This is a genomic window from Kitasatospora sp. HPM-01-4 (assembly GCF_051374625.1).
GTDB lineage: Bacteria > Actinomycetota > Actinomycetes > Streptomycetales > Streptomycetaceae > Kitasatospora.
In genome coordinates, this window is record NZ_JBPQGP010000005.1 from 8701926 (window position 1) to 8712863 (window position 10938).

A 10938-nucleotide genomic window follows, 5' to 3' on the forward strand; every position below is an offset into this window, starting at 1 on the left:
ATTCAGAACGCGAAGACCGAGATGATGGCGATGTTGCAGACCAACATCGCGCCCGCGGTGGGGAGCTGAGCCTTGATCGGCCCGTACTGGTCCTTCAGTTCGAGCAGGGTCGCCGGTACCAGGTTGAAGTTGGCGGCCATCGGCGTGACCAGGGAACCGCAGAATCCGGCCAGCATTCCGACGGCCAGCACCACCGCCGGATCGCCGTGCAACCGGACGATGAGCACCGGCCAGCCGATCGCGGCGGTCAGCACGGGGAAGGCGGCGAAGGCGTTGCCCATGACGACGGTCAGCAGCGCCATGCCGACGCAGTAGACCACCACCGCGAGGTAGCGGTGGCCGTCGGGCAGGAGGTGGGTGACGAGCCTGCCGACCTGGGTGCCGACCCCGGCCGTCTGGAAGATCGAGCCCAGTACCGCGAGCAGTTGGGGCAGCAGCAGGGCCCAGCCCATCGATTCGAGCAGGCCGCGGCCGGCGTGCACGGCGATGGCCGGGTTGCGCTCGCGGGTCACCAGCAGCCCGACCGCCACGGCGGCCAGTGCTCCCAGCCCCAGCCCGATGATGCTCTCGCTGCCGGGCTGCAGCAGCGCCCTGCCCCCGAGGTGCCACCGCTTGGCGAGCGTGCCGCAGACCAGGGCGACCAGCGGGATGGTGAGCGCGGGCAGGAACAGCCGGCTGCCGAGCCTGGCCGCGGATGCCTCGCGCCGCTCGGGAGCCGGTGTCCTGGGCGTGCCGCGCCCGGTCAGGCCGAACCCCGCCAGACAGGTCATGGCCAGAACGGCGGCGCCGAGCGGAGCGGCGGGCGCGGTCTTGCGCACCACCCAGGTGCCGTAGACGAAGCTCAGGCCGAGCAGCCCCCAGAACGCGGCGGAACCGAACCTCCTGGGATTGCTGCGGTCGGTCGCCATCTGCGCCGCCATCGTCAGGAGCAGACCGCCGACCAGCCAGTACAGCCACTCCGCCTGGATCACTTCGCCCCCTGCGGCGATCGGCGTCCGACAGCCGCGAGTTCGCGGTTCGCCGCGAGCAACTCCCGTTCCAGCCGGCGGTCCAGGCGCAGCAGCCGGGTGCCGTGGATGAGGGCGGCGCACAGTGCGGAGGGGATGGCCCACAGCGCGAGGCGGGTGGGCTCCAGGTGCGTGTGGTACGTCGCGTTGACGAAGCCGGTGATCAGCAGGACCGAGCCCACCGCCAGGAAGCAGTCCTCGCCGAAGAACAGCCCGACCGTGTCGGCGCCGGCGGCGTGGGAGCGGACCCGCTCCCGGGCCCGGTCGGAGAGCGTCCCGTGCCGGCGTTCGGCGGCGGCCTCGGCCATCGGTGCCACCATGGGGCGCACCGCCTGGGCCGCGCCGCCGATGCTGGTGAGCCCGAGGGCGGAGCACAGCTGCCGTACCACCAGATAGACCGCCAGCAGCCGTCCGGCGGTGAGATTGCGCAGTCTGCCGATGAGGGTGCGGGCCTGCTCCTGCAGACCGCTGCGCTCCAGCAGGCCGATGGCCGGCAGGACGACGACGAAGAGGGTCACCGAGCGGCTGGAGGCGAAGCCGGTACCGAAGGCCTCCAGCACCGCGGCCGGTGAGAGCCCGCCCAGCAGACCGGTGACGACACCGGCGATACCGACGATCAGCAGGGGGTTGCGCCTGGTGGCGAATCCCGCCACCACGATGAGGATGCCGAAGAGAACGATCACGCCCTGGCCGCCTTCCGGACGGGAGGTCACCGTTGTGTGGGGAAGGGCCCCGGGGGGTTTGTGGGGAGGGCCCCCGGGGAGAGTCGTAGCGAGGCTAGGGGTTGTTGAACAATCCGACAAGAGTGTGGGTGTACGGTTCCTTCCTCGATGACCGGAGCCGGGGCTGCGAACGGAGCGGGAGGACCGCGTGGTTGGAGGCGAGCAGGGCGCGGCAGGGGCGTTCGGCGCACTGGCGGCCGACCGCGGCCGACTCGAGCGCACCGGCGTGGCGCAGCGGGTGGCCGAGGTGCTGCGCGAGCACATCACCGAGGGGCGGCTCGCCCCCGGGACCAGACTCCTCGAAGAGGCGCTCGGTGAGGCGCTCGCGGTCTCCCGCAACACGCTGCGGGAGGCGTTCCGGCTGCTGGTCGACCAGCGCCTGGTGGTGCACGAGCTGAACCGCGGCGTCTTCGTCCGGGTGCTGACCCCACTGGACGTCGACGACATCTTCACGCTGCGTCTCGCCCTGGAGATGGCGGGCGTCCGCGCCGCCCGGCACGCGGCCCCCGAGCTGATGGCCAGGGTCCGCATCGCGCTGGCCCAGGCCGAGGCCGCCGAGCAGCGGGCGGACTGGGTCGCGGTCGGTACCGCCGATCTGCGCTTCCACCACGCGGTCGCCGCACTCGCCGGCAGTCGGCGGATCGACGACTGCATGTCCCGGCTGCTCGCCGAACTGCGCCTGGCGTTCGGGGCGGTGCCCACGGCGGACGGATTCCACGAGCCGTTCCTGCGCCGTAACCAGATCCTCGCGGGGCTGCTGGAGTCCGGCGAGAGTGATGACGCCGAGGTGGAGCTGACCAGGTATCTGGACGACGCGCGGAGGGTGATCGTGCACGCCATGCGGGCCGCCGGACCGTGAGCCGCCCGGGTGCGGCTATCGGGCGCGGGGCGCGATCACCAGCGGACGGCGGTGAAGTCGATCGGGCGGGGACGGAGCCGGCGGGTCCGCTCGGTGAGCTCGCGCAGCCGCTCGGCCATCTCCTGGGCCGGAAGGTGCCTGCGGTCGCCGTGGCCGGGCAGCAGCCACTCGAAGCGCAGCCGATCGGCGGTCCGGGCCAGCGAGGCGGACAGTTCCCGGATGGAGTACCAGGTGACGCTCTCGGCGACCTCGATGTCCGCGGTGCTCCGTGACCAGTAGAAGCTGTCGCCGCTGAAGCAGTAGCGCTCGTCGGCGAGATAGAGCACGCTGCCCCGGGTGTGCCCGGGCAGGGGGTGGGCGACCACTCCCTCGGCGATCTCCACCGGGTCGGTGCCGCGGAGCACGCGGTCGGCGTCCGGGGCGGCGTCGAGGTCGCCCTCGTGGATCCAGAGGCGGGCGCCGAGGCGGTCGGCGTACCGGCGGCCGTGCGCGGCGTGGTCGCGGTGGGTGAGCAGGATGTCGGTGACGGGGCCCAGGGCCTCGTAGCGCGCGGCCAGTGTGGTGCTCCAGCGCGGGGTGTCCACCATCATCAGGGTGCCGCCGGGGCGGTGGAGCAGATAGGAGTTGGCGCCCGCAGTCCGCCTGGAGTTGTGCCCGCACAGCAGCACGGTGTCGTCCAGGGCCAGCGGGAAGGGGTCGGTCTCCGCCGCCAGCCGCCCGTCCGGCGGGTGGATCGACCTGGTCGGGCAGGCGTGCGCGGCGGCCTGGAGCAGCCGGACCTCGGCCTCGCCGTCCGGCTGGCGGAGCACCACCGAGCGCCCGCCGGCCTCGCCGATCAGTCCCGGTGCCAACTGCCGCGCGACGTCGCAGTTGGTACAGCGCTCGTCCACCTGCCAGCCGTCCTGTGCCCGCACATCACCCATGGTGCCGCTCCTTCCCGGAGTACGCCTACCGGCCGGATACCCGCTCTCAGAAGTACCCCGTGCCGTACCGGGAACGGAAGAGGGCCCGGATCTTGTACTTACGGTGCGCCCCTGCTCTGACGGCCGCCCGTGTGCGCGTGCCCGTCGCGGGTCCGCAGCGGTTCCCGGCGGTCGCCGTGAGCCGTTCGAGCTGCCGCCGGCACCGGTGGGGGCGACCGGCCGGGGGTGCCGCGGTTGACGTGAAACCGTCGCTGGCGTATACCGCTTTACGTGATCTTTAAGGAACGGTGCTCTGTCCTCGGCGCGCGGCGGTGAGTCACGCTCTGCGAAGCCTCCTCGTGCTGGCCGAGGAGACCGGTCAGGACCCCGCGCTGACCATGCTCTCCGCCGTGTTCCTGGGCGCCGCGGCCGTCGCTTCGATCGGCTGCCTGGGCGTTTCGGTGGTGCGGCGTGGCGGTCTGCGGGCCGAGACCCCCGCGCGGACCTGGCGGGATGCCGCCCTCGCCTGCCTCGCGGGTGCCGCGGCGCTGTACGCCTTCGGGCTGCTGAAGGGCTACCGGAGGGTCGAGGACGAGGCGCGGGTGTGCGGGATGGCCCGGTACGGCGACCCGGTGGTCTCCGAGGTGCTCCCGAAGGACGATCTGCTGCCGCTGAGCTCCAGATGCACCTGGAGCGACGGGTACACCATCGAGTTCGTGCCCTGGCTCGTCAACCCCGGCCTGGTCCTCTCCCTGGCGGGGACGGCGATCGCCCTGGTGCTCGCCGCCATCCGGTACGAGCAGGAGCGCCGGGACAACTGACTTTCCAATCGGAGCTTCTGACGGTGCGTCTGTTCCGACCGGACCGCCGGAACCTATTGACGACAGGTCTGGACCACCCTACGGTGCGGACACCGCCGTGCGCCCCACTCGGAGTGCACCGCCCGTCAGGACCCGGATGGGAGTCCGAGATGACCGGTCGTGGACCACGCCTGCTGAGGGCCGGCCTGAGACTGGCCGTGGCGGCCGCCGTCACCTTCGCGGTGCAGACGCCGGCGGCCGCGGCGCCGAGCGCCCCGCGCGACGACAGCTGCACGGTCAAGTCCAGGCCCGCCGGCCCGGTGCTCCAGGGGTACTGGGAGAACTGGGACGGTGCGGCGAACGGCGTCCATCCGCCGCTCGGCTGGATCCCGATCACCGATGCCCGGATCGGCGCCCACGGCTACAACGTGGTCAACGCCGCCTTCCCGGTGATCCTCTCGGACGGCACCGCCCTGTGGCAGGACGGGATGGACTCGACGGTGAAGGTCCCCACGCCGGCCGAGATGTGCCAGGCCAAGGCGGCCGGCCTCACCGTCCTGATGTCCATCGGCGGCGCGGCGGCCGGGATCGACCTCAGCTCGACCGCGGTGGCCGACCGGTTCGTCCAGACCGTGGTGCCGATCCTGAAGGCGTACAACTTCGACGGCATCGACATCGACCTGGAGACCGGACTCACCGGCAGCGGTGACATCAACACCCTCTCCGCCTCGCAGGCCAACCTCATCCGCATCATCGACGGCATCCTGGCCCAGATGCCCCCGCAGTTCGGCCTGACCATGGCGCCCGAGACCGCCTACGTCACCGGTGGCAGTGTGACGTACGGCTCGATCTGGGGCGCCTATCTGCCCATCGTGAAGAAGTACGCGGACAACGGCCGGCTCTGGTGGCTGAACATGCAGTACTACAACGGCGACATGTACGGCTGCTCGGGTGACTCCTACTCCGCCGGTACGGTCGAGGGCTTCACCGCGCAGACCGACTGCCTGAACGCCGGACTGGTCGTCCAGGGCACCACGATCAGGGTCCCCTATGACAGGCAGGTGCCGGGACTCCCGGCCCAACCGGGGGCCGGCGGCGGTTACATGTCGCCGGATTCGGTGTCCCAGGCCTGGAGCGGCTACGGCGGCGGACTCAAGGGGCTGATGACCTGGTCGGTCAACTGGGACGGCTCCCAGGGCTGGACCTTCGGCGACAACGTCAAGTCCCTGCAAGGCCGTTGAGTCCGGCCGGTCAGGCGGGAAGCCGCCCGCGCGGCAGGCTCGCCAGCACGCCGAGGGCGAGCGCCGCCACCACGACGGCGAAGACGGTCCCGGCGCTTCGCAGCCCGATGTGGACGATCAGCACGCCCACGCCGATCGCGGGCAGCGCCAGCAGCGCGTAGACCATCGCGAACAGGGCCGAGAACGCCTGCCCCCGGACGGCGGGCGCGGTCCGCCTGGTGATCAGGGCGATGCCGTCGCCGAGCGCCAGGCCGGCGGAGAGCCCGTCGGCCACCGCCGCGCCCAGGAGCGGTGCGGCGGAGGCGGTGAGCATCGCGGCGGCCAGCATCGCGGCAGCGGCGACCAGGCCCAGGCAGGCGGCCGCCAGGACCTCAAGGGGAGGAAGCACCCGGGCGAGGAGCTGGCCGATGGCGACGCAGACGAAGGTCAGCGAGACGGTCGCCCCGGAGAGTACCGGGGAGTCCAGCCGCAGCAGCATGGTGAAGAACAGCCCGGTGGTGGCGGTGAGCACGCCCATGACCGCGAAGCCGGCTCCGGCCGCCAGCGCACAGCGCATGAAGGGGGCCCGGATCTCCGCCGGCACCCTCGGCAGCCGGGCGGCGAACAGCCGCTCTCCCGTGCGGCGTTGGACGGTCTCCGGTACCGGGACCAGGAGCAGCAGGGTGACCAGCACCAGTGCGGCGTCGACGATCCAGGCCAGCCGCAGTGGATCCGGTGCCCACTCGGCCAGAGTGCCGGCCAGCAGCGGGCCGCCGGCCAGACCGCCCATATTGGCGGCCAGGGCGATCCGGCCGGCCCTGATCTGCTCGCCGGGCGCGGCGAGTTCGGTGAGGTGCGCGGTCGCCGCACCGGTGACCAGCGCGGCGGCGAGCCCGGAGAGCACTCGCCCGGCCAGCAGCAGCGTGAGACCGTCGGCGACCAGGAAGACCCAGGCGGCGGCCCCGGTCAGCACCAGCGCGGTGGCGGTCACCGGTTTGCGGCCCAGTCGGTCCGAGAGGGAGCCGAGGCCGAGCAGACCGGCGACCACGCCGAGCGCGTACACCGCGAAGGCGACCGTGACCATCAACGCGGAGAAGCCGAACGCCTCTTCGTAGTGCGGGTAGAGCGGGGTGGGGATGGTGGTGCCGACCATGACCACCCAGAAGGCGGCAGCCACGGCGGCGGTCGCCGCGCCCCGGCGGCGAGGGGTCCGGCGGGAGCGGGAGGCGGTGCGGTCGGAGGTCATCGGGACTCCTGCGGTCGGGCCGTCGTCCGCTGACGGTCAATCATCGCGCAGTGAACCACCGTCCGGCGGCCGGGGCGGCGCGCCATGCCAGAGGCTGCCGTCCGGGCTTCCCCGCCCGCCCTGGCGGTGAGCGCTTCCGCCGGACCGCGCCGTCCGGTCCGCGCCGTCCGGCCCCGGGTGGCCGGGTGGCCGGGTGCCTGGGTGCCCGGGTGCCCGGTGGCCGTCGGTGACCTCCCCGGCCGGTGGCCGCGCTCGAACGCAACGCGCAGGACGCCGGCTGCGCGGTCCGGCGCTTCTTTGGTGCTTCGATAGGTGCGCCCGACCCGTCGGTGGACGCCGCTGACCGTCCGTCAGCAGAGAGGCACGGAATGACCGAACAGCTGGATGCCCGGGCGGACGGCGGCGCGGAAGCGGGGGAGCGGCCGGCGGTGCGGACCGGAGCCGTGGTGCTGGGCTGGCTGCGCACCACCGACCACAAGACCATCGGGAACATGTACCTGCTGACCGCGTTCGGGTTCTTCCTCTTCGCGGGCGTGCTGGCGATGCTGATGCGGGCCGAACTCCTCCAGCCCGGAAACCAGTTGTTCAGCCGGGAGCGGTACAACCAGCTGTTCACCATCCACGGCACCGTGATGCTGCTGCTGTTCGCGACACCGACCTTCGCCGGTTTCGCCAACGCCGTGATGCCGCTGCAGATCGGGGCACCGGACGTCGCCTTCCCCCGGCTGAACGCCTTCACCTACTGGGTGTTCCTGTTCGGCGGGCTGATCGTGGTGAGCGGGTTCCTCACCAGCAACGGTGCGGCCTCGTTCGGCTGGTTCGCCTACGCCCCGCTGAACGGGTCGGTCCGCAGCCCGGGCGCGGGCGGTGACCTGTGGGCCATGGGCCTGGTGGTGGCCGGTATGAGCACCATCCTCGGCTCGGTCAACTTCATCTCGACGATCGTCTGCCTGCGGGCACCGGGGATGACCCTGTTCCGGATGCCGATCTTCACCTGGAACGTGCTGTTCACCTCGATCCTGGCCCTGCTGGCCTTCCCCGTGCTGACCGCCGCGCTGCTCGCTCTCGAGGCGGACCGCAAGTTCGGCGCCCATGTCTTCGATCCGGCCAACGGTGGCGCGATCCTGTGGCAGCACCTGTTCTGGTTCTTCGGGCACCCCGAGGTGTACATCGTGGCGCTGCCGTTCTTCGGGATCGTCTCGGAGATCATCCCGGTGTTCTCCCGCAAGCCGATCTTCGGCTACTACGGGCTGATCGCCGCCACCATCACCATCACCGGGCTCTCGGCGGTGGTCTGGGCGCACCACATGTTCGTCACCGGGCAGGTGCTGCTGCCGTTCTTCTCGGCGACCTCGCTGCTGATCGCGGTGCCGACCGGGGTGAAGTTCTTCAACTGGGTCGGCACGATGCGCTACGGCTCGCTGTCCTTCGAGACCCCGATGCTGTTCTCGGTCGGCTTCCTGGTCACCTTCCTGCTGGGCGGCCTCACCGGGGTGCTGATCGCCTCGCCGCCGATCGACTTCCACGTGTCCGACAGCTACTTCATCGTGGCCCACCTGCACTACGTGCTGTTCGGCACCGTGGCCTTCGCGACCTTCGCCGGCTTCTACTTCTGGTGGCCGAAGATGACCGGCCGGATGCTCGACGAGCGCTGGGGGAAGCTGCACTTCTGGCTGCTGTTCCCCGCCTTCCAGGCCACCTTCCTGGTGCAGCACTGGCTCGGCGCGCAGGGCATGCCCCGGCGGTACGCGGACTACCTGCCCGCCGACGGCTTCACCACCCTCAACGCGATCTCCTCCATCGGCTCGTTCGCGCTGGGGCTGTCCACCCTGCCGTTCCTGTACAACGTCTGGCACACCATGAGGTACGCGGCCCGGGTGGAGGCCGACGACCCGTGGGGCTTCGGCCGCTCGCTGGAGTGGGCGACCTCCTGCCCGCCGCCGCGGCACAACTTCCACGCGCTGCCCAGGATCCGCTCCGAGGCCCCGACCTTCGACCTCAACCACCCCGAGTACTCGCGCGAGGCGATGGAAGCGCTGGAGTCCCGAGAGGAGAGCGGCAGCCGATGAGGACCGAGGGCTATCTGTTCGCCGGGGTCGCCGTGTTCTTCGGCGTCACGGGCGCGTTCTACGGCTGGCTGGCGGCCGAACCGGCCGGGACGGTGGCGTTGACGGTGTCCTTCCTGATGTCCGGCCTGGTGGCGCTGTTCTGCTGGACCCAGCACGTCAAGCGGGGCGAGCGGCTGCAGGACCGCAACGACACCCCGATCGCCGAGGGGGCCGGACCGCTCGACTTCTTCGCGCCGCACAGCCTCTACCCGGTGCTCTGCGCCCTGGGGACGGCGCTCTTCGCCCTCGGCGTGGTGTTCGGCCTGTGGCTGGCGGTGATCGGGCTGGGGGTGGTGCTTCCCGCGGTGGCGGGCTTCGTCTTCCAGTACGGCCGGCGGCGGCCGTGATCAGCCCTGCTCGGACGGCGTCCGCTCCTCGTCCCGGGGCTTGGGGAACTCGACCCGGTCCCGGTAGTACCAGGAGCTCAGCGCCGCCCGGAGGCGGGCGAGCCGCGAGGCGCCCGCCGCGGGGCGGGGCAGCGGGCGCGGTACGGTCCGGGCCGCCAGGGCGTACCGCCGCCGGTGGTCGAGGGCGCGCGAGCTCTCGCTGAATCCGCCCTCGACCGACTCGCGGATGAACCCGCTCTCCTCGCCCTCGGCGAGCCGTTCGCGGTCGACCTGCTGCAGGCCCAGGCACAGCCGCTTGGTGACCCAGAACGCCACCACGGGGACCACGAACAGCAGGGCCCGCAGCACGCGGTCGAGGCCCTCCACCGAGACGGCGAAGGTGCGGGCGATGACGTCCTGTCCGCCCGCCAGCAGCAGGATCACGTAGAAGGAGAACCCGGCCACGCCGAGTCCGGTGCGGGTGGGCTGGTTGCGCGGGCGGTCGCACAGGTGCTGCGGGCCCTGGTCACCGGTGACCCAGCGTTCCAGGAAGGGGTAGGCGTACAGCGCGAGGAAGAAGCCCAGCGGGAAGAGCACGGCCGGGATCAGCGGGTTCCAGGGGATGCTGTGGCCCCACAGCCGGGTCTCGGCGCCGGGCATCAGCCGCAGCGCGCCCTCGATGAACCCCATGTACCAGTCGGGTTGGGCGTCGGTCGAGGCCTGGTCGGGGCGGTAGGGGCCGTACCGCCAGATCGGGTTGATCTGGCCGATCGCGGAGACCGCCGCCAGCACGCCGAAGACCATCGCCAGCAGGCCGTTGGTCTTCACCAGGAACTGCGGGTACAGCGGCTTGCCGACCACGTTGCGGTTGTGGCGTCCCGGCCCGGCCCACTGGGTGTGCCCGAGGGAGAACACCAGCAGCAGATGAAGCGTGATCAGACCGGCCAGCGCACCCGGCAGCAGCAGGATGTGCGTGGTGTACAGGCGAGGGATGATGCTCTGCCCGGGGAAGTCGCCGCCGAACAGGAAGTAGCTCAGCCAGGTGCCGACCAGCGGGACGGACAGCACGAAGCCCTGGGCGGTGCGCAGTCCGGTGCCGGACAGCAGGTCGTCGGGCAGCGAGTACCCGGCGAAGCCCTCCAGCAGGGCGAGTTGGAAGAGCGTCAGCCCGACCAGCCAGTTGACCTCCCTGGGGCGGCGGAACGCGCCCGTGAAGAAGATCCGCAGCAGATGGACACCGATCGACGAGGTGAACACCAGCGCGGCCCAGTGGTGGATCTGGCGGATCAGCAGCCCGCCGCGCACCTCGAAGCTGATCGCCAGGGTCGAGGAGTACGCCTCGCTGACCAGCACCCCGTGCAGCGGCGCGTACGGTCCGGTGTACACGGTCTGCGCCATCGACGGCTGGAAGTACAGCGTCAGGAACACCCCGCTGAGCAGCAGGACCACGAAGCTGTAGAGCGCCAGCTCGCCCAGCAGGAACGACCAGTGGTCCGGGAAGATCTTCCGCAGCAGCCCCTTGAGCCCGTCGAACAGCGGGGCCCGGCCGTCGAGTGCGACGGCCGAGTCCCGGACCGCCTGCCGCGTGCGTCCGCCGATCCGGGCTCTGCTCCACCACCGCGCCATCACGACTCCCGTCCACGACCGACCGTTCCGCACAGCCATACCGTGAAGCCCCTGCCGTTCCCGCGCGGACGCGCTCCGCGCCGTGGCCTTCACCCGATTGCCAAGGCTCGCCGGGCCGGTGG

Annotated in this window: 10 protein-coding genes; 5 read left to right on the forward strand and 5 right to left on the reverse strand. The window is 71.5% G+C overall.

The window, feature by feature from the left end; genetic code table 11:
* Positions 1 to 2 precede the first annotated feature (2 nt).
* Both ACSMTC_RS37525 and ACSMTC_RS37530 read right to left on the reverse strand, forming a co-directional pair.
* The gene (locus tag ACSMTC_RS37525) at positions 3 to 971 is read right to left on the reverse strand and encodes a DUF979 domain-containing protein (RefSeq protein ID WP_436564228.1); all 969 of its coding nucleotides are present in this window, start codon (positions 969 to 971) and stop codon (positions 3 to 5) included.
* Complete coding sequence (locus ACSMTC_RS37530; RefSeq protein WP_436564229.1) at positions 968 to 1690, reverse strand: DUF969 domain-containing protein; 723 nt, start codon at positions 1688 to 1690, stop codon at positions 968 to 970. Before ACSMTC_RS37530 ends, ACSMTC_RS37525 begins: the two co-directional genes overlap by 4 nt.
* Positions 1691 to 1877: 187 nt before the next feature.
* Here ACSMTC_RS37530 and ACSMTC_RS37535 point away from each other — a divergent pair, with 187 nt between their 5' ends.
* Positions 1878 to 2588, forward strand: a complete 711-nt coding sequence (locus ACSMTC_RS37535) for a GntR family transcriptional regulator (RefSeq protein WP_436564230.1) — start codon at positions 1878 to 1880, stop codon at positions 2586 to 2588.
* 35 nt (positions 2589 to 2623) lie between these two features.
* Here the strand turns inward: ACSMTC_RS37535 and ACSMTC_RS37540 are convergent, their stop codons facing one another.
* A complete protein-coding gene (locus ACSMTC_RS37540) occupies positions 2624 to 3511 on the reverse strand; it encodes an MBL fold metallo-hydrolase (RefSeq protein ID WP_436564231.1) in 888 nt (295 codons plus the stop codon).
* Between the two features lie 311 nt (positions 3512 to 3822).
* On the opposite strand from ACSMTC_RS37540, the gene ACSMTC_RS37545 reads away from it, so the two are divergent.
* Complete coding sequence (locus tag ACSMTC_RS37545) at positions 3823 to 4311, forward strand: hypothetical protein (RefSeq protein WP_436564232.1); 489 nt, start codon at positions 3823 to 3825, stop codon at positions 4309 to 4311.
* Positions 4312 to 4460: 149 nt separating this feature from the next.
* A complete protein-coding gene (locus ACSMTC_RS37550; protein WP_436564233.1) occupies positions 4461 to 5531 on the forward strand; it encodes a chitinase in 1071 nt (356 codons plus the stop codon).
* A 10-nt stretch (positions 5532 to 5541) separates the two neighbouring features.
* On the opposite strand, the gene ACSMTC_RS37555 is transcribed toward ACSMTC_RS37550, so the two are convergent.
* Positions 5542 to 6756, reverse strand: a complete 1215-nt coding sequence (locus ACSMTC_RS37555) for an MFS transporter (protein ID WP_436564234.1) — start codon at positions 6754 to 6756, stop codon at positions 5542 to 5544.
* A 368-nt stretch (positions 6757 to 7124) separates the two neighbouring features.
* Here ACSMTC_RS37555 and ctaD point away from each other — a divergent pair, with 368 nt between their 5' ends.
* A complete protein-coding gene (gene ctaD / locus ACSMTC_RS37560) occupies positions 7125 to 8825 on the forward strand; it encodes an aa3-type cytochrome oxidase subunit I (RefSeq protein WP_436564235.1) in 1701 nt (566 codons plus the stop codon).
* Positions 8822 to 9211 (forward strand): aa3-type cytochrome oxidase subunit IV, encoded by a 390-nt coding sequence (gene ctaF, locus ACSMTC_RS37565; RefSeq protein ID WP_436564236.1) that lies wholly within the window; start codon positions 8822 to 8824, stop codon positions 9209 to 9211. The genes ctaD and ctaF overlap by 4 nt, the downstream gene beginning before the upstream one ends.
* Here the strand turns inward: ctaF and qcrB are convergent, their stop codons facing one another.
* On the reverse strand, positions 9212 to 10816 hold the full coding sequence (qcrB, locus tag ACSMTC_RS37570) for a cytochrome bc1 complex cytochrome b subunit (RefSeq protein ID WP_436564237.1): 1605 nt from the start codon (positions 10814 to 10816) through the stop codon (positions 9212 to 9214). It abuts the gene before it with no gap.
* Between the last annotated feature and the right edge of the window lie 122 nt (positions 10817 to 10938).

Coding starts and splice junctions, on each gene's coding strand:
- ACSMTC_RS37540 (WP_436564231.1), bottom strand. CDS start 3,511: ATGGGTGATGTGCGGGCACAGGACGGCTGGCAGGTGGACGAGCGCTGT.
- ACSMTC_RS37550 (WP_436564233.1), top strand. CDS start 4,461: ATGACCGGTCGTGGACCACGCCTGCTGAGGGCCGGCCTGAGACTGGCC.
- ACSMTC_RS37555 (WP_436564234.1), bottom strand. CDS start 6,756: ATGACCTCCGACCGCACCGCCTCCCGCTCCCGCCGGACCCCTCGCCGC.
- ctaD (WP_436564235.1), top strand. CDS start 7,125: ATGACCGAACAGCTGGATGCCCGGGCGGACGGCGGCGCGGAAGCGGGG.
- ctaF (WP_436564236.1), top strand. CDS start 8,822: ATGAGGACCGAGGGCTATCTGTTCGCCGGGGTCGCCGTGTTCTTCGGC.
- qcrB (WP_436564237.1), bottom strand. CDS start 10,816: ATGGCGCGGTGGTGGAGCAGAGCCCGGATCGGCGGACGCACGCGGCAG.